13 protein-coding genes are annotated in these 18,073 nt (G+C 65.3%); 3 read left to right on the top strand and 10 right to left on the bottom strand.

All coding sequences use genetic code 11. From position 1 onward, the window contains the following. Window positions 1-6: 6 nt before the first annotated feature. The 4 genes from AC1ME3_RS03830 to AC1ME3_RS03815 form a co-directional block, all read right to left on the bottom strand. Entirely contained in the window at window positions 7-1,500 is a 1,494-nt protein-coding gene (locus AC1ME3_RS03830) for a carboxylesterase/lipase family protein (RefSeq protein WP_480954923.1), read from the bottom strand. Window positions 1,501-1,599: 99 nt separating this feature from the next. Continuing rightward, window positions 1,600-1,902, bottom strand: coding sequence for a Rap1a/Tai family immunity protein (locus tag AC1ME3_RS03825; protein ID WP_480954922.1), 303 nt, complete (start codon window positions 1,900-1,902; stop codon window positions 1,600-1,602). A gap of 48 nt (window positions 1,903-1,950) precedes the next feature. Beyond that, window positions 1,951-2,673, bottom strand: coding sequence for a hypothetical protein (locus AC1ME3_RS03820; protein WP_480954921.1), 723 nt, complete (start codon window positions 2,671-2,673; stop codon window positions 1,951-1,953). A 102-nt stretch (window positions 2,674-2,775) separates the two neighbouring features. Then, window positions 2,776-3,075: a hypothetical protein gene (locus tag AC1ME3_RS03815; RefSeq protein ID WP_353465457.1), complete on the bottom strand. Its 300-nt coding sequence runs from the start codon at window positions 3,073-3,075 to the stop codon at window positions 2,776-2,778. 682 nt (window positions 3,076-3,757) lie between these two features. Between AC1ME3_RS03815 and AC1ME3_RS03810 the strand changes: the two genes are divergently transcribed. The 3 genes from AC1ME3_RS03810 to uxuA all read left to right on the top strand — a co-directional run bounded on the left by AC1ME3_RS03810 (window position 3,758) and on the right by uxuA (window position 9,187). Beyond that, window positions 3,758-6,955: a TonB-dependent receptor gene (locus AC1ME3_RS03810; protein WP_480954920.1), complete on the top strand. Its 3,198-nt coding sequence runs from the start codon at window positions 3,758-3,760 to the stop codon at window positions 6,953-6,955. Between the two features lie 153 nt (window positions 6,956-7,108). Beyond that, window positions 7,109-7,906 (top strand): FadR/GntR family transcriptional regulator, encoded by a 798-nt coding sequence (locus tag AC1ME3_RS03805; RefSeq protein ID WP_480954919.1) that lies wholly within the window; start codon window positions 7,109-7,111, stop codon window positions 7,904-7,906. A 114-nt stretch (window positions 7,907-8,020) separates the two neighbouring features. Next, on the top strand, window positions 8,021-9,187 hold the full coding sequence (gene uxuA, locus AC1ME3_RS03800) for a mannonate dehydratase (RefSeq protein ID WP_480954918.1): 1,167 nt from the start codon (window positions 8,021-8,023) through the stop codon (window positions 9,185-9,187). Window positions 9,188-9,196: 9 nt separating this feature from the next. On the opposite strand, the gene AC1ME3_RS03795 is transcribed toward uxuA, so the two are convergent. The 6 genes from AC1ME3_RS03795 to AC1ME3_RS03770 all read right to left on the bottom strand — a co-directional run bounded on the left by AC1ME3_RS03795 (window position 9,197) and on the right by AC1ME3_RS03770 (window position 18,070). After that, on the bottom strand, window positions 9,197-9,997 hold the full coding sequence (locus AC1ME3_RS03795) for a FadR/GntR family transcriptional regulator (protein ID WP_480954917.1): 801 nt from the start codon (window positions 9,995-9,997) through the stop codon (window positions 9,197-9,199). A 145-nt stretch (window positions 9,998-10,142) separates the two neighbouring features. After that, entirely contained in the window at window positions 10,143-12,230 is a 2,088-nt protein-coding gene (locus AC1ME3_RS03790) for a right-handed parallel beta-helix repeat-containing protein (RefSeq protein ID WP_480954916.1), read from the bottom strand. Window positions 12,231-12,380: 150 nt separating this feature from the next. Next, window positions 12,381-13,691, bottom strand: coding sequence for a xylose isomerase (gene xylA, locus AC1ME3_RS03785; protein WP_107951986.1), 1,311 nt, complete (start codon window positions 13,689-13,691; stop codon window positions 12,381-12,383). A 6-nt stretch (window positions 13,692-13,697) separates the two neighbouring features. Continuing rightward, window positions 13,698-15,143: a xylulokinase gene (gene xylB, locus AC1ME3_RS03780; protein WP_480954915.1), complete on the bottom strand. Its 1,446-nt coding sequence runs from the start codon at window positions 15,141-15,143 to the stop codon at window positions 13,698-13,700. Further along, window positions 15,143-16,276 carry a glycoside hydrolase family 43 protein gene (locus AC1ME3_RS03775; protein WP_480954914.1) on the bottom strand — a complete coding sequence of 378 codons (1,134 nt, stop codon included), beginning with the start codon at window positions 16,274-16,276 and terminating at the stop codon, window positions 15,143-15,145. The genes xylB and AC1ME3_RS03775 overlap by 1 nt, the downstream gene beginning before the upstream one ends. Window positions 16,277-16,426: 150 nt before the next feature. After that, on the bottom strand, window positions 16,427-18,070 hold the full coding sequence (locus AC1ME3_RS03770; protein WP_480954913.1) for a glycoside hydrolase family 43 protein: 1,644 nt from the start codon (window positions 18,068-18,070) through the stop codon (window positions 16,427-16,429). Window positions 18,071-18,073: the final 3 nt, after the last annotated feature.

Here is an 18,073-nt window from a genome sequence, read left to right as displayed (position 1 = left end):
CTCCGGTCAGGGCAGGAAAGGCTGGGCGGGCATCGGCGGCTCGAACTGTGCTTCACCCGCGGCAAGCTTGTAGACCAATCGCGTATCGCGCTCGAACGGCGCCCAAGGCAGCGATCCGTCGCGCGCGAAATCGATCCAGATCCTGTGGGTGCGGGTCGCCAGTTCCTGTGGCGGATTGGTGCCGCACAGGCCGTCCTCGCCGGTGCATGTTGCGAGGCTGTCGAACACGAACGGCAGTTCCATGCCGTGCGACGCGCCGAGCTCTCCATCGAAGCGCGGCGAGCGCCATTCGAACTCATACATATGCGTACGCCCGCGATGCTCCTCGGCGAACCTGCGCGCGGGCCAGCGGAAGACGAGGTCGTTCATCGCATCGGTCAGCGCCTGCCCCGGTGCCTTGTTTGTGCCCATGCCGTACGCCTTGAGCACCGCCCATGCGCGCGGCTGCGACTTGCGCAGGATAAACCAGGCGAGCAGCTTGCCGACCTTGTCGCGCACGCCGCTGGGGATGAGGTAGAGGTTCATCTCCTCGGCGTTGCTGCCGATCAGTAGCTCGACCTCGGCGCCGGCGCCTTGCTTGAGCGCTTCGAGTGGCTCGGTCGGGAGTATCTCGTCGCCGTGGACAGGCACGAATCGGCTGATCCCGAACACCGGCTCGCGTCCGTCGGCCCCGCGCAGGTCGAGCCGTGTCGTTGGAAGCGACACTTTCTCGACCGCGTCCAGCATCGCTTCGCTTGGCTGGATGCTGGCAAACCCGGCCCGATCTGGCGTGATACGCAGGAGCTTCGCGAGCTTGCGGACCAGCCGTTGCGCCACGCCGATTTCGCGAGTCATGCCACCGTGGCCGCTCTGCACGATCGCGCGGCGGAACAGGCCCTTGGCGAGCGGCGACGTGACGAGATCGGCGACCGCCATCGCGCCCGCGCTTTCGCCGAACACCGTGACGTTGCCGGGATCCCCACCGAACGCCGCGATGTTCGCCTGCACCCAGCCGAGCCCCGCGATCATGTCGCGCAGGCCGAGATTGGTCGAGACGCCGGGGATCGGCAGGAAGCCGTCGATCCCCATCCGGTAGTTGAGCGCGACATAGACGATGCCGTCGCGTGCGAAGGTCCGCCCGTCCTGTACCGACGCATCCTTGCTACCGACGACGAATCCGCCACCGTGGATGAACACCATGACGGGCAGGGCGGTGCGCTGATCGTCGGGGCGCAGGACGTCGAGCGTCAGATAGTCGTCGCCCTTCGACCAGCCCGTGCCGATCAGTGGCGCGGCATTTAGTCCCGGCACCTGCCGCGTGCGTTGCGGTGCGTTGGCGCCTCCGTCCAAGGCAGGGCGGACGCCGGTCCACGGGGTGGCGGGCTGAGGGACGGCAAAGCGCTGCTCACCCACCGGCGCGGTCGCGTAGGGGACCGCGCGGTAGATCGAGATGCCGTCTTCGGATCGACTCAGGATATCGCCGGCGGGGAGGCTGACGATGGCGTTGCGTGTTGATACCATGCGCGCATCATGCCGCGCTTTGGACGCGATCGGGTAGTCGCGCGGCTATGCTACGCGGTACGAATGCCATGCATCGCGATCGTAGCGGGTTAGACGCAGCTATTTATGCTTGCAGGGGAATGCCTGTTGCAACGCCTCGCGCACGACGAACGAGGGTGCCCCCGTGCCCGTCGCCTTGGCGTGTTTGCGCAGGTATTTGCGTGTCGTGGCGACGACCTCGATATTCGACGAACGGGTCTGCGATGGGCAAATCTGGCGCGACAGCGACAAGGTGTCGAACGCCGCGATGATGTAGCCGGTGCAGAAATTCGACGTGGGATCGTTGTCCTTACCGCGGCAAAACTCGAGGAGTTGCGCAGTCGTGACGGAACTCACCACGACGGGGCGGTCGGCCGCGGCCAACAGGGCTGCCATCAATATCATCATAACTTTGCCCCTCGGCGATATGGCCTATTTGCTCGCGACCGTGTCGAGATACGGCAACAGGCGCACGCGCGGGAATACCTCGTCGAGCGATTTGGTGTCGGGTAGGATGTAGACCATGCCGCCTTTCCGCTGGAATAGCGGGCGCAACTTCCTGCTGTAGAAACTGGTACCGACGTTGATGCAGCCGAAGCTGATCCGGTTGTCGTCCGGTGTCGGGGACAGCAGTCGCTCGACCCGGTGCTCGGCCTTGTGCGTGGTGATCACCGCGTGGAGTGCGACCGAGTTGGTATAATCGACCCACAAGACGCGCTGGCGACCTAGCGCGCGACCGAACTTGGCGATGAACCGACCCGCCGGCGTGGTCCGTTCGGCAGGACCGATCTCTTCCAGGCTCTTGGCGCCGACGCCCGGAGACGAGTCGTCGCCGATCCCGATGCCGAGAAGCACCGGCGCGTCTCCAAGGAAGTCGCCCTTCGCGCTGAAGAGGAACAACGTCGCCGCCTGTTTGTCGATCACGACATAGGGCAGCATGCCGTTGTCGTGCGCAGCCGCAACCCACGCGATCATGCGGCTCGCCGCCTCCGATCGCACGGTTTGCGCGGCTTCCTCCGCCAAAACGATTGGCGGGGACACCGTTTTCACTGCGGGCGGCTTGCGCTTGCGCACGGGCGCAGCGGCACGCGCGTTCGTATTGGAAGGCGCGGCCAGACTAAGCTGCGGTGCAAGCAACGCGATTGCCAGCATCATGGCCGTGCCAACGCGCAAGACGCGGTGGCACGACCCATCGAGGATCGCGGTGATGGTCAGCAGAATAGTCCGGCCGGGCAATCGATGTGTGCGATGTTGCGCTTAACCGCGGGGCTTGCGCTGCCGCTGCTGCAACTGCTGTTCCATGCCGTCGACACGACCGTTGATCTGATCGATACGCTGGCCGTTCTGCTGAGCCTGACCGGCGGCAGCCTGGGCTTGGGCGAGTGCCTGGCCGGACGTGCCTTCGACCGTGCGGAGGCGACCGTCCATGCCGTCGATGCGCGTGTTGACGGTCGCGATCTGCTCCCGGACGAAGCCCTTCGTCGCGCACCCGCCAAGCGTCGTCGCGCCAACCAGGATGATGGCTGCCGTGTAATATTTAGGAAGATTGGAACGCATGTACTCACCTCTCCGAACGTGGATGATGCCACTCATCCCACGTTCGCCGACACGACAATCGATTTTAGGCAAGGCGTGCGCGTTCTGCGGTGGAGTTCGTTGCCTGATATTTGGTAAAATGCCGCAGATCGGGTTAATCAACTTTCTACGCCGACTACCAAGACTTGGTCTTTGCATACTGTGATTTCCGGCACGCGCGACAAGCAGTGGTTTGCGCGGTGACTTGGCGCGGTGACCTTGCGCGGTGACAAGGCCGGCAACCAGATGCGGTGATGCGAACATGACGCTGCTCGCGCAACGATCGGATTCACGGAAGGGAGGTACTGCCAAGGGCAGTGTGCTGATCGAATGGCGTGCTGATCGAACGGCCGCGATCTTGCTGAAAACCGGTTACCAACTCGTCGGCCAGCGAAGATAAAATTGGCCTAACCGAACAGGCTTGACTCGCTGACCAATAGCAGCAAGATAGCGCTATCAAATGACCTGCATGAGACAGGCGTGACGGGGAACGGGGATGGCTTTCAACGCCTTTGATGTCGCATGCCCATCGGCCGGTCGGTCGAGGTGGTGGAGTGCGTCGCGCAGTACCTAGCGCCCGGCGCCTGACTTTCTTCAAGCTTTCATAACAACGAGACGCTTCCTGCCGCCAGTCGGACAGCGAGGTTCCAAGAGGATCCTGAACATGACGCCTTTCAAAATGGCCCCTCGTCTTACGCGCGCAGCGCTCCTGTGCGCGACGACGATGGTAGCGCTGTCGGCGACCGTTGCAGCGGCGCAGACCATTCCGCCGACGCAGGACCCGGCACCAGCCGCGTCGCAAGGCCCAACGCCCGCCACCGCCGAGCCGACCGCGCCTGCCGCGTCGCCAGCAGCGGCCCTGCCGAACTCCGACCAGACCCCCGGCACGATCGATGCGGCCGACAGCGGCGACATCGTCGTCACCGGCTATCGTTCGAGCCTGGCCAAGTCGACGAACGCCAAGCGCGCAGCGACCGGCTTCACGGATTCGATCTTCGCCGAGGACATCGGCAAGTTCCCCGACACCAACATCGCCGAATCCTTCAACCGCATCCCGGGCATCACCATCACGCGCGACGTGACCGGCGAAGGTACGAACGTCGCAATCCGTGGTCTCGGATCGAACTTCACGAACGTCACGCTCAACGGCGCGACGATCGCGGTTGCGTCGTCGGGCGCGACCGACGCACAGGGAACCGATCGTTCGGTCGACCTCAGCTTCTTCCCGACCGACCTGTTCACCAAGCTGACGGTCAACAAGAGCTATACCGCCGACCTGCTCGAAGGTGGCGCGGCCGGTAACATCGACCTCCGGTCGGCCCGCCCGTTCGATCGCTCGACCTCGTTCCTGGCGTATAACGTGCAGGGTACGAAGCAGTCGCCAGAAGATCGGATCGGTGCCCGCGGCTCAGTGATCGGCAGCTGGCGCGGAGACAAGGTCGGTATTCTGGCGGGTGTGTCCGCCCAGCGCCTGTTCACCGACACGCGCGGGTTCGAGACGATTGGCTATACCAATCCGGCGCTGACGTCGGCGCAGTGCGGCGCTGCTTCGGGCTGCAACACGACGGGTGGCGGCAACTGGACGATCCCGGTCGTGGTGCCTGTTGGCGCCGGTGCGGGGCTGGTAGCCGGTACGCCGATCACCAGCGCGTTCCTGCTCGCGAACAACCCCGGCGCGACGATCCAGCAGATCGACAATGCGCTGCTGCCTCGGCTTGGCCGGTCGACCAGCATCCGCGGTCCGCGCGACCGTATCAACGCGATCGTTAGCGCCGAATGGCAGCCGTCCGATACGCTGCACTTCTACGTTGATGGCCTGTACGGCTACAAGAAGAACGACCTGACGCGCGAGAACATGGCGTGGATCGTCCGCAACGGCGCGATCATCCCGACCAACCTGACGTTCGACAAGGCTGACTGCACGATCGGCTGCGTCGTCACCGGCGGGACGTTCGCCAACGCACAGTTCTTCAACGAATTCCGCCCGTACACCGAGACGACGAAGCTCTTCAGCATCAACCCCGGCGGCGAGTGGGAAATCTCCGACACGCTCAAGCTGAACCTGCAGGGCAATTACGCGCGCTCGACCTTCCACCGCGAGAACCCGTCGGTCGGCCTGACGACCCCGCTGGGTGTCGGCAACACCGTGACCTATTCGAACGACGGCAGCGGCATCCCGACGATCCAGAGCGCACTGGACCTGAACGATCCGGCGAACTTCGGCTGGAATCCCGGCAGCCGCGTCAACATCTCCGACGAACGCCGGCTCAACAAGAGCAAGGGCGCGCGCGGCGACCTGACCTGGGGCAAGCCAGCGCTCAACCTGAAGATCGGCGGCGCGTTCGACGACGTGTCGCGCCGGATCAGCAGCAACGACAATAGCCAGGCGTACCAGAACGCGGTCTGCGGCAATAATCCCAGCGTGTTCGTCGCCTCGCCGAATTCGCAGCCGCCCTGCGAAGGCCTGAATGCGCCGGGCGTGATCCCAGCCGGCTACCCGACCTATCCGGGCTTCGGCACTGGATCGACCGCGGGCATGACCGGCCCGGTAACCTATGGTGGCTCGCTCGTTCCCAACTCGGCGGCCCCAAGCTACCTGACACCAGGGCCAGCCGGTTTCGTGACGGTCGACTGGCCGAAGTTCGCGGCTGCGACCAACTATGACTTCTACCACGACAACTCGCCGGAAAGCGGTGCGTCCACCACGGGCGCAAGCGGCGGCGGCATTCGCGAAGTGGTGAAGTCCGCGTTCGCCACGGTGAACGGCGAGCAGGACCTTGGCGGCAACATGCTGCGGTTCAACGTCGGCGTGCGCTACGTCAACACGATCCAGACGATCACGGGTCGCGTGTCGTTGCCCGATCCCCGCAATACGACCGCGACCGGCGTCGCGTTGCCGGACGGTAGCCGCTATCCGAACCTCGTCAGCATCGTGTCGACGCGCAACGTCTATTCGAAGTGGCTGCCCGCAGCGACCTTCGCCTACGACGTCAGCGAGCACGCGGTAGTCCGCGTCGCCGGGTCGCGTACCATGACGCGTCCCGATCCGTCGGCGCAGTTGCCGGGCGTGAACTTCGGCGCGCCGTCGGCGGATCAGGCGTCGATCGGCAACCCGGCGCTCGAGCCGTACATGTCGACGAACATCGATCTGGGCTTCGAATATTATACCGGCCGCGAAGGCGTGGTCAGCTTCAATGCGTTCCGCAAGTCGATCAAGGGCTTCACGAACACCGCGATCAGCACGGTTCCGTTCTCGAACCTGTCGCAATACGGGATCACCTACGACACGCTGAACCCGACGCAGCAGATCGCGATCAACTCGCGCGGCGGCCCCGGCACCGCGCAGGTCCAGGTCACGTCGCAGATCAACGTGGCCGACAAGCTGACCATCAACGGGCTCGAATTCCAGTGGGTCCAGCCACTTGATTTCCTGACCAAGAACATCGGCATCACCGGGTTCGGCTTCAACGCCAATGCGACGGTCGTCGATCAGACCAGCAAGGGGGCGGCAACCGCGTTCGGCGTGGCGCCGTTTACCTACAACATCACGGGCTATTACGAAAAGCACGGCGTGATGCTGCGGGTGTCGACCACCTCGCGGGAGGGATCGCAGAACAGCGGTGCGGCGCAGAACGGCATTCCGGCAGCGGCATTGTTCGGTACGGACTATACGACCTACGATTTCTCGTCGTCGTTCGACCTGGACAAGATCTTCGGTCTTGCCGGGGCGCCGCAGTTGACGGTCAACGTCGCGAACTTCACGAATGCGACGCTGCGGTCGTACTTCCAGTTCGAGAATGCGACCTTCACGCAGTACAAGCCGGGCCGTCAGTTCCTGGTCGGTCTGCGCGGGACCTTCTAGACGGTGCACGAAAGCGAAGCGGTCGACGGGATCGCTTCGCACCATCTATCTTGCGTTCCGCGTAGGTTTCCCTCGAATAATTCGGCCATGCCCGTTCCACTCGACACGCTGCCGTACTATTATCAATACGCAGACATTAGATTGGTAAGTCCAGTGGCAAAGCCCGCCTCCCAGAACGCGCTGTTCGCGGTCGGAAAATACGACGCTCCCGCGAACGATCGCCTGTACCAGCGGCTGGCGCGGCGGCTGTTCGAGGAACTGGTCGCGGGCACCTATGCGATCGGCGACCGGCTGCCTGCCGAGCGCGAGCTGGCGATCGATTACGGCGCCAGTCGCCCGGCGGTGCGCGAAGCCCTCATCGCGCTGGAAGTGCAGGGTTTTATCGAAGTCCGTGTCGGCTCCGGGGCGTATGTCTGCCGGCTGCCGGGGCAGGGCGAGGAGCCGGGTTTCGCGATCACCGCGTTCGAACTGACCGAAGCGCGGATCATGTTCGAGGGTGAGGCGGCAGCGCTCGCAGCGGTCCAGATCACCGATGCGGAGATCGACCTGCTCGACGGACTGGTCGAGGCCATGACAACCGAGAATTTGCTGACCGAAGTCACCGAGATCGCCGATCGCGATTTCCACATGGCGATCGCCAAGGCCACGCGGAATTCGGGCGTTGTCCGGACGATCGAGGATCTGTGGCATTTGCGCTCGACCTCGCCCGAATGCGCGCTTCTCCATGCCAAGGCGCGCAACGCCAAGGTGCGGCCGGTCGTAGCCGAACATGCTGCAATCGTTGATGCTTTGCGCGCCCGCGACGCGGCGGCGGCGCGGGGCGCGATGCGCGCGCACCTGACGTCGGTGATGGACCACCTCCTGTTCCAGACCGAGGAGATGGCGATGGAACAGGCTCGACTGGCCCTTGCGACGACTCGCCAGCGCTATGGCGGCGTCCCGCAAATTTGATCCATCTGGCGACCACGCGCTTATAGGTTGTCAGACCAATTCGATCGTTGCTATCGACAGTGTGAGCATGTGGCTGCACCGCCATGGGAAAACGGGGATGAGCGGCCAATGAAAATGACCCAGACCATGCGCTGGTTTGGCCCGAACGACCCGGTGCCGCTCGACGCCATCCGCCAAGCCGGCGCGACCGGGATCGTCACGGCGCTGCACGAGGTCGCCAATGGCGATGTATGGACCGTCGACGCCATCGCCGCGCGTCGCGTGATGATCGAGAACGCCGGGCTCGACTGGAAGGTGGTCGAGAGCCTGCCCGTCATCGAGGATCTGAAGCGGCGTTCGGGCGACTGGGATCGATTGATCGAGGCCTATGTCACCAGCCTGCGGAATTTGGCGGGGCAGGGCATCGAGGTCGTGACCTACAACTTCATGCCGTTGCTCGACTGGACGCGGACCGACCTGCGCTGGGCGTTGCCGGACGGCGCACGCGCATTGCGCTTCGAGCTGCACGCGCTTGCCGTGTACGACATCCATATCCTGCGCCGCCCGGGCGCCGAGCGGGATTACGCAACCGATGTCGTCGCTATCGCGGCCGAGCGGTTTGCGGCGATGGACGAGGCCGCGCGTGCGACGCTGGAGCGGACGATCATCGCCGGGCTGCCGGGTAGCGAGGAGAGCTTCAGTTCGCCGCAGTTGCTCGAGCAGATCGAGACCTATGGCGACATCGACGCAGCGCGCCTGCGTGCGAACCATGTCGCGTTCCTGGAGGCGGTGTGTCCGGTCGCCGAGGCCGAGGGCATCCGGCTGGTGGTGCATCCCGACGATCCGCCATTCCCGATCTTCGGCCTGCCGCGCGTGGTCAGCACGGAGGCGGACGTCAGCGCGCTGTTCGCCGCCGTGCCATCCGCCGCCAACGGGCTGTGCTTTTGCAGCGGATCGTTCGGCGTGCGCGCGGACAACGACCTACCGGGGATGGTCCGTCGGCTCGGCGATCGCATCGGCTTCGTGCATCTGCGATCGGTGCAGCGCGAACCCGGTGGCGCGTTTCACGAGGCGGCGCATCTGGAGGGCGATGCGAACATGCCCGCGATCATGACCGAGCTGGTCGCGTTGCAGGCGCGCACGGGCCAGTCGCTGCCGATGCGCCCCGATCACGGGCACCAGATGGTGGACGACCTCAACAAGCGGACCAACCCCGGCTATTCGTTGATCGGGCGGCTGCGTGGGCTGGCGGAACTGCGCGGACTGGAAACGGGTATCGTGCACGGCCGGGGCGCCGCGTAGGAACCGAGCCTACCGCGTCATCGCGAGTTGCGTATCGTCGAGCGCCAGGTCCACGAGCTTGCGCATCGCCGCGTTGGCGGCCGCTGGGTCGCTCGCGGCGATCGCCTCGTAGACGCGGACGTGATCGGGGATCGGGTTGCGCGGCAGCGAGCGGGTGCGCTGCTTGAACTGCGTCGTCCAGCTTACTGCTGCCCCGATGCTCGCGCTGAGCACGACGAGCGCGTCGTTGCGGGTCGCCTGCAATACCGCGTTGTGGAACTCGCGGTCCGCGGCACGTCCGGCTTCGGTGGCCAGCGTGTGGCGGCGCATCGCGGCGAGCGACTCCTTCATCACGGCGAGATCGGCACGATCGCGTCGCTCTGCGGCCAGCGCGGCGGCGGCAGGCTCGACGATCGCGCGCAACTCGAACAGTCCGCGAACGAAGTCGATATCGGGTTCGCCGGCAAAGGCCCAGGCGAGCACGTCGGGATCGAGCAGGTTCCAGCGGCTGCGCGGCAGCACGCGGGTACCGGTTTTGGGTCGACTTTCGACCAATCCCTTTGCCATCAGCACCTGGACCGCCTCGCGGTAGGCGCTGCGCGACACGTCCAGCGCCTCCGAGAACGCGACTTCGCCCGACAATGTATCGCCCGGGAGATACTCGCCCGACAGGATCGCGGTGCCCAGCTTGTGCGCGATCGCGCCGTGCAGCCGCCGTCCCGTACCGCGGGGCGGGCGTGGCGGCGTCGCGCTTTCCGACGGTATCGCCGCGTCCGATGCGCCGGGCGTATCGGACGACGGGCTCGTCTGATCGGGATTGAAGTTCGTCATTGGTAAGCTCCCATCACCGAGGTGATAGCCGCGTGACAATCGCGAGACGATAAGAGATTTTCTGTCCTGGGGCCCAGAAGGCGCGGATTCGGGCCGAAATCGATACATCGCGGCATAGTGCGACATGCGTTGGCGGCCGCGATCGTCAGGGCTGCTTGTCCTCCGGCCGGACGCCGCTGTGGTCGATCACGCTGCGCGCGGCGGCTGGCCAGGCATCGCCCTCGACCTTGATATTGTCGACCGCCCGGTTCTTCAGATAGTCGGTCCACGACCCCTGGAGCCGGCCGGAATTATACCAGTTGCCGATCGCCAGATTGTCCAGCGCGGTGCGTTTCGGCGCGATGAAATCCTGCGAGTTGAGGTTCAGCCAGACGCCGCCGACGCGGTCGATCACGTTGTTGCGGATCGTGACGCAGCGCGATCCCTCGTCGAGATAGATCGCGATCCCGCCAGCACCCGCGACATCGGCGATGTAGTTGTCGGCGATCAGCGCGCCCGGATCGGCGGACAGATGATAGATCGCGCCACCGTCGGGAAACCACTGCTTCACCCGGGTCACGCGGTTGCCGACGACGACCGTGTCGCGCAGCGTCGTCGGCGTGTCGTAGACCAGATTGCCCGGCTGGTCGTAATAGCCGCGCTGTTGCCGCCAATATTCCGCGCTGCCGCCGGGATCGTTCGTTCCCCATCCCCAGCCGATGTCGATCCCGTCATACGGCGCGTCCGACACGTCGTTGTTCGCGATCACCGTCCCCGATGCATGGGTGACGAGGATCGCCGACTGCTCCTTGTAGTCGCGCGACACGCCGGCGATCCGGTTGTCGCGGATCAGGATGTCGCGCAGGCCCATTTCGGGGCGCGAGGGATGGTGCGCGCCGGGTCGGATGCCGCCGACCATGATCGCACCGCCGGCGAGGTCGCTGAAGCTGTTGCGCGTGAGCTCGATCGCCGCCGCGCCAAGCCCGACGCCGCCGCCGTTCGCGTCGAGATTGTTACCGATGCCGAGCGCGACCTGCCCGAGTTGCGAGAACTGGTCGTCGTCGAACACGATACGGGTCGCGGCGGCCACTTGCACTGCGGCGGGCTGCTGGTTCCAGCGGTTGCGCATCGCCTCGAACGCGGGGCATCCCCAGCTGCAATCGCGGATCGGGTCGGCGGGATAACCGGTCACGTCGCCCGCCAGATAGGCACCGCTTTGCTGGCTTGCATAGCCTTGCGGGCCCGAGGGCTGTAGCCAGCTGGTGTGGCGAAACGCGAGGTGGCGGAACTGAAGGTCGCGGACCGGCCGATCATAGCTGCCGCCGATCGAGACGAGCCGTTCGAGGATCGGCATCACAACCTCGGCGCGGCGCATGTCCTCGCCCGGCAACGGCTTGTAATAGAGAAGCCCCGCCTTGGGATCGACATACCATTGGCCGGGCTCGCGCAAGAAGGCGAGCGCATTGACGAGGAACAGGCGCGCGACCTCGGCCGAGACCGGCCGAGCGATCGTGTCGTAGCCGATCAGGTTATTGCGCCAGCCCAGCTGTTGCATGACGATCCGGATTCCTTGGGGCGACACGCCTTCGATTCGGTCGACGACGGCGTGGCGGTGCGTGAACCTGCTCATGCCCTCGATCTCGATACGGCGCTGGTCGGGGAGCGAGGCGAGTTCGCGCCACGCCGGGTCCTTGATGTCGAGGCCCCAGGTCTGGAACGTAACGGCAGAACGCGGAATCTCGATGCGGGCGCGGCTGGCGAGCCGTTCGTTCACCGTCAGTTGCCGCGGATCGGCGCCCTTCGGCACGGTGGCGGACCAGATGCCCTTCGCGCGATCGGCGAGCCGCCACCCGTCGATCGGTATGCCGCCCGACAGGATCGGACGCATGCCGGGCTCGCCTTCCCAGCGGACGGTAAAGCCGTTCTGGCCGCCATCATCGGCGGTGAAACGGAGCGGTGCGGCCAGCCGGTAGGTGCCCGGCGCGATCCGCACGGTGACGTCGTGATCCGGGTTGAGACGTCGCACCGCGGCTTGCGCGCGCGCGGGCGTTGCGAACGGATGCGCGGTCGATCCGTCGCCTGCATCCGATCCGTTCGGCGACAGGTGGAGCACGACCGGCACGGGAGCGGGGCGATTGGGGATGACGATGTGATGGTGCGCAGGCGCTGCGGGCGGCGCGATCACGGGAAAGGTCGGTGGTGGCGGAAGTTGCGCCAGCGCGGGGGGTGGCTGGGTCGCGAACCCCGTCGCCATCAGCATCATCGTCGATACCGCACGTGTCAGGGTCGGCTCGCGTCTCTCCCGGTCGGTCAGAATGCCGCGAGAGCCGGCCGCCGAGGCGCATCACCGCGCTGTCGGGACGTCCCCGATCCCGCGCCGGAGCGCAGGATCGGGCGTCGTCGATCAGAGGACGCGGTTGATGAGGTTCTCGATCCGCTCCTGCTGGCCCGAGACCGGCTTCGGATCGATGCCGCGCTCGATCGCGAGGTCGGCGATCCCGGCGAGGTCTAGCCCACCGATCGCGCCACCGAACTCGCCGTCCCAGCCGGCATAGCGCTTGGTCTTGATCGCATCGATCCGGCCGTCTTCGATCAGCTTGGCGGCATTGAGCAGGCCCTTCGCGACGACGTCGATCGCGCCGACATGACCGTAGAACAGGTCGGCCGGGTCCATGCTCTGGCGCCGCACCTTGGCGTCGAAGTTGAAGCCGCCGGTGGTGAACCCGCCCGCGCGGATGATCTCGAGATTGGCGAGCGTCAGTTCCTCGACCGAGTTCGGGAATTGATCGGTGTCCCAGCCATTCTGCGGATCGCCGCGGTTGGCGTCGATCGAACCGAAGATGCCGAGCGCCGCGGCGGTCGCGATCTCATGCTCGAACGTGTGGCTGGCGAGGGTAGCGTGGTTCGCCTCGATGTTGACCTTGACCTCGTTCTCCAGGCCGTAGCGCTTGAGGAAGCCATACACCGTCGCGGTGTCGAAGTCGTACTGGTGCTTGGTCGGCTCGAACGGCTTCGGCTCGATCAGGATCGTGCCGGTGAAGCCGATCTTGTGCTTGTGCTCGACGACCAGGCTCAGGAAGCGGCCAAAATTGTCCAGCTCGCGCTTCATGTCGGTGTTGAGCAGCGTCTCGTAGCCCTCGCGACCGCCCCAGAGCACGTAGTTCTGGCCACCGAGACGATGCGTCGCCTCGAGCGCGTCGCGGACCTGCATCGCGCCGAACGCGAACACTTCCGGATCGGGGTTGGTCGCGCCGCCGGCGGCAAAGCGCGGGTGGCTGAACAGGTTGGCGGTGCCCCACAGGAGTTTCCGCCCCGACGCGGCCTGGAGCTGTTCGAGATGGTCGACGGCTTCGGCGAAGAACTTGCGGTGCTCGGTGATGTTGGCAGCGTCGGCCATCACATCGACGTCGTGGAAGCAGTAATAGGGCACGTCGAGCGTCTTGAAGAACTCGAACGCGACTTCGCGCTTCATCGCCGCGGCGGCGCTGTCGTTGGCGCCGCGATGCCACGGGCGATCGAACGTGCCGCCACCGAACACGTCGGAGCCGGGCCAGCAGAAGGTGTGCCAGAAGCATGCGGCGAAGCGGAGGTGATCCTCCATGCGCTTGCCGAGGACCATCTTGTCCTTGTCGTAGAAGCGGTACGCCAGCTCGTTGGTGCTGTCGGGGCCCTCATATTTGATCTGGGGGATATCGGCGAAGAAGTCGGACATCAAAGCTTCCTACGATTTGGGGGTGATGCGGGAATAGGCTTGGCGAAACGCGGCCTTCTTCTCGGCGAGCGCCGAGACGAGGGCAGGGTCGGGGACGATGGTGTGCGAGACGGGCGGCGCGACGCAGATCTCGGCAGGGTCGCCGCCGTCGACGCCGAGCTGGGCGAGCCGTGCGGCGCCGAGCGCGGGGCCGACCTCGCCGCCCTGGAGATAGACGAGCTCGACCTCCATCGCCGCGGCGATCACCTCGCCCCAATAGCGCGAGCGGGCACCGCCGCCGATCACCGCGAGGCGCTCGACCGTCGTGCCGGCCTCCCGCAACACGTCGAGACCGTCGGCGAGCGCGAACGCGACGCCTTCGAGCACTGCCTGTGACAGGCGACCGGCGTCGGTGTCATTGTCGAGGCGGAGGAACGCACCGCGCACCTCCGGATCGTTGTGCGGCGTGCGCTCGCCCGAGAGATAGGGGAGGAAGATCTCGGGGCCACTGGCCGGACCAGCGGCCTCGGCGCGCGCGAACAGGTCGGCCGCACCCGCGGCACCGGTGATCCGCGCGATCCAGTCGATGCACGACGCCGCCGACAGGTGAACCGACATCTGGTGCCACATCCCCGGCAGCGCGTGACAGAAGGCGTGAACCGCGCGCGCAGGATTGGGGCGGAAGTCGTTGGTCGCGACGAAGATGACGCCCGACGTGCCGAGCGACAGCAGCGCATCGCCGTCCCTGACGACACCGACGCCGACTGCGCCCGCCGCGTTGTCGCTGCCACCCGCTGCGACCGAGACCTGCGGCATGCCCCAGAGTTCGGCGACCTCGGCGGTAAGCGTGCCGGTGATCTCCGTGCCCTCGTACAGCGTCGGCATCTGCGCCTGCGTCAGTCCGCAGGCGGCGAGGATCTCGTCGCTCCAGCAGCGGCCGCCAACGTCGAGCCACAACGTGCCCGCGCTGTCCGACAGGTCGGACGCCTTGTCGCCGGTCATCAGCAACCGGACATAGTCCTTGGGCAGCAAGACCGTCGCGATCTTCCCAAAGACCACCGGCTCATGCTCGCGGACCCACAGCAGTTTCGGTGCGGTGAAGCCGGGCATCGCGATGTTCCCCGAGATCGTGCGCAGATCGGGAACCGCGCGTTCCAATGCCTCGCATTCGGCAAAGCAACGCCCATCGTTCCACAGGATCGCGGGGCGAAGCGGCTTGTCGTCGGCGTCGAGCAACGTCGCGCCGTGCATCTGGCCGGCGAGCCCGACGCCGCGTACCGAGCGGCGGACGCTCGGGTCGATCGCCTGGACCGCGGCGATCGTCGCCTTCCACCACGCGTCCGGATCCTGTTCGGACCAGAGCGGATGCGGCCGCTGCACGGTCAGCGCGGCGGTGCCTTGGCCCACCACGCTGCCATGCTCGTCGAGCACCACGGCCTTGACACCCGAGGTGCCGATATCGATTCCGAGGAACATCAGTTGACGAACGGATCGATGGTCGGGATCGAGCCGTCGGGCGCGAACTTCAATTCGGTCACCTTGACGTTGCGCAGGTGGTTCTTGTTGCTCATTTGCGTGTCCGCATAGAACAGCCACCATTTCTTGTTCCATTCGACGATCGAATGGTGGCTCGTCCAGCCCTGTACCGGCTTCAGGATATGGCCGCGGTAGGTGAACGGGCCGTACGGGTTGTCGCCGGTCGCGTAGTTCAGGAAGTGCGTGTCGCCAGTCGAGTAGGTGTAGTAATATTTGCCGCCGCGCGTGAAGACCCAGGACGCCTCGAAAAAGCGGCGTTCATGGTCGCCGCCGAGCACGGGCTTGCCGGCCTCGTCGAGGATCTGGACGTCGCGTGGGGTCTCGGCGAAGCTCTTCATGTCGGGGTTGAGCTTGGCGATCTTGCCCGAGAGCGCAGGCTGGTCGTCCTTGCCGAGATCGGTGTCCGAACCGTTGGAGTCGAACTTGCCGTCCTTCCAGCGCTGGAGCTGACCGCCCCAGATGCCGCCGAAATACATGTAGCTCGCGCCGTTCGCGTCGGTGAACACCGCGGGGTCCATTGAGAAGCTGCCGGCGATCGGTTTGGGATCGGCCTTGAACGGACCGACCGGGCTCTTCGAGGTGGCGACGCCGATCCGGAACGTGCCGAGGCCGTTCTTGTCGAGCTGTTTGTCGCGCGCCGGGAAGTACAGGTAATAGGTGCCGTTCTTGTAGGCGGCATCGGGGGCCCACATCTGCTGCGACGCCCAGGGCACGTCCTTCACGTCGAGCGCGACGCCGTTGACCTTCACCGGCCCGCCGATGCGGTCCATGCTCAGGACGCGGTAATCGCGCATCGCATATTGGTTGCCGAGATCGTCGTCCGGGATCTTCACGTCGATGTCGTGGCTCGGATAGATGTAGATCTTGCCGGCGAAGACGTGCGCGGAAGGATCAGCGGTGTAGATGCTGGTGACCAGCGGCTGCGACAGATAGCGCTTGCCGTCGGGGCTGCGCGGTTCCTTGCCAGCGGACGTTTTCGGCTGGGTATTCCCCCCATTGGTCTGGGCGAGGGCGATCGTCCCCGTTGCGGCAAGTGCGGCAATGACGAGCGTAGGCGCGAGGCTGAAACGCATCGGTCCGTGGTCCTTCCTAATGTTCACCATCTGATGTGGTGTCGAGCTTCGATGTGTTTGGGTAGCGCTACCGTACGAAACGTGTCAACTCTTAGCACGCCGGGCGGACGACTGTCGACACGACCTAGGTCGCATGTGAACCTACTCGGCTCACCTTCGCCACGCATAGGGACCGACCAGCGTGCCGACGAACCCGCCTGCGGTCTTGGTGCTGAGAATGCGCGCGTCGACGTCGCGTGCGAGGGTCTTCTTGCCGCCGACACCGTCATAGTCGAACGCCATCGTGCCGCCGTTCGCGCGGATCGTCAGCGTGACGGGGCCCGTGCCGGTGACGGGGGCGGAGGCGACCAGTTGCTCCTTGCCCTTGTCGGCGGTGTAGAGCGCGACGACGGGTTTGCCGGCGATCCGGGTGATGCCGAAAAAAAGGTAGTTCGCGTCACTCTGCATCGCGACAAGGCCGGCGCGGTCGCCATCGGTGTCGGGGGTGAAGCGGACCGTCGTCGACATCGTCGCGAAATGATGCTGCTGACGGCGTCCGACGAACGACGGCACCTTGGAAAGGTCGCCGATGCGTCCGCCGCGGTCGAGGATCAGGTCGCCGTGGTCGAGCCGGTAGAAGGGCGCCTTGGGCGTGCGTACGCCGACCCATTGCATCGCCAGCTTGCTGCCGTCGAAGCTGTCGACATAGCCGAAATCGCCGCTGGTCGAGATGCGGCTCGGCAGGCTTGCGGGCAGCCTGGGCCTGGTGCCGACGAACGGGACCGGCTGGCCCTTCGGCAGGATGATCGGCCAACCGTCCTTCCATGTTACCGGTAACAAGAACGTCTCGCGGCCGGTGTTGTAATAGTCGCCTTCGTATGGCCGCACGCCGAGGAAGGTCGCGTACCAATCGCCGTTCTGCGTCTCGACGAGCTTGGCATGGCCGGTCGAGGTGACCGGGTTGGGACGCGCTGGATCGAGATCGCGCTGAGTCAGGATCGGATTGCCGGCGAACGGGACATAGGGTCCCCGGAGTGATTTCGAGCGCAGTGCGACCTGCGAATGGTTGACGCTGGTGCCGCCCTCGGCTGCGGTCAGGAAATAATAGCCCTCCTTGCGGAAGATGTGCGGTCCCTCGATCCAGACCGGCTTCTTGGTGATGTCGACGCCGCCGTTGATCAGTTGCGTGCTGTCGCCGACCATTTTTCCCGCGCGCCAGTCATATTCCTGGATCCAGATCGCGCGGTGGCCGTCGTAGCGCGGCGGCTCGGCGGGGGCGCGGTTGTTGACGATATACGCCTTGTCGCCTTCCCAGTAGATCGAGGGGTCGATGCCCTCGAACGGCAGCCATGTCGGGTTCGACCACGGCCCCGCGGGGTCCTTCGCGGTGATGACGAAATTGCCTCTGCACTCGACGCACGTGTTGACGATGTAGAAGACGCCGTCGTGATACGAGATGTCGGGCGCGAACACCGCCTGCGACGTGCGCATCCCGGTGAAGTCGAGCTGCTCCGGCCGGTCGATCGCGTTGCCGATCTGGGTCCAGTTCACCAGGTCCTTCGACTTGAAGATCGGCAGGCCGGGATAATGCGCGAACGAGGAGAGGACGAGGTAATAGTCTTCGCCGACGCGCGTTACCGACGGGTCGGGATAATAGCCCGACAGGATCGGGTTGCGGTATTGGTCGGGGCCGACGGTGACCTTCTCCTGCGTGTGGCCGTCATAGCTGAAGCTGCTGAACCGTGGCGCGTCGCTGGCGAAGGCGGGCGTTCCGAGCGCGAGACCGGCGAGCAGTGCGAATTTCTGGATTTTCATGGC

This window comes from Sphingomonas sp. BL2, assembly GCF_056680015.1.
This window is presented reverse-complemented; position numbering and strand designations above follow the sequence as displayed.

Excerpts from the sequence above, each read along its gene's own strand:
- AC1ME3_RS03830 (WP_480954923.1), bottom strand. The coding sequence starts at position 1,500 with ATGGTATCAACACGCAACGCCATCGTCAGCCTCCCCGCCGGCGATATC.
- AC1ME3_RS03820 (WP_480954921.1), bottom strand. The coding sequence starts at position 2,673 with ATGATGCTGGCAATCGCGTTGCTTGCACCGCAGCTTAGTCTGGCCGCG.
- AC1ME3_RS03815 (WP_353465457.1), bottom strand. The coding sequence starts at position 3,075 with ATGCGTTCCAATCTTCCTAAATATTACACGGCAGCCATCATCCTGGTT.
- AC1ME3_RS03810 (WP_480954920.1), top strand. The coding sequence starts at position 3,758 with ATGACGCCTTTCAAAATGGCCCCTCGTCTTACGCGCGCAGCGCTCCTG.
- uxuA (WP_480954918.1), top strand. The coding sequence starts at position 8,021 with ATGACCCAGACCATGCGCTGGTTTGGCCCGAACGACCCGGTGCCGCTC.
- AC1ME3_RS03795 (WP_480954917.1), bottom strand. The coding sequence starts at position 9,997 with ATGACGAACTTCAATCCCGATCAGACGAGCCCGTCGTCCGATACGCCC.
- AC1ME3_RS03790 (WP_480954916.1), bottom strand. The coding sequence starts at position 12,230 with ATGGCGACGGGGTTCGCGACCCAGCCACCCCCCGCGCTGGCGCAACTT.
- xylB (WP_480954915.1), bottom strand. The coding sequence starts at position 15,143 with ATGTTCCTCGGAATCGATATCGGCACCTCGGGTGTCAAGGCCGTGGTG.
- AC1ME3_RS03775 (WP_480954914.1), bottom strand. The coding sequence starts at position 16,276 with ATGCGTTTCAGCCTCGCGCCTACGCTCGTCATTGCCGCACTTGCCGCA.
- AC1ME3_RS03770 (WP_480954913.1), bottom strand. The coding sequence starts at position 18,070 with ATGAAAATCCAGAAATTCGCACTGCTCGCCGGTCTCGCGCTCGGAACG.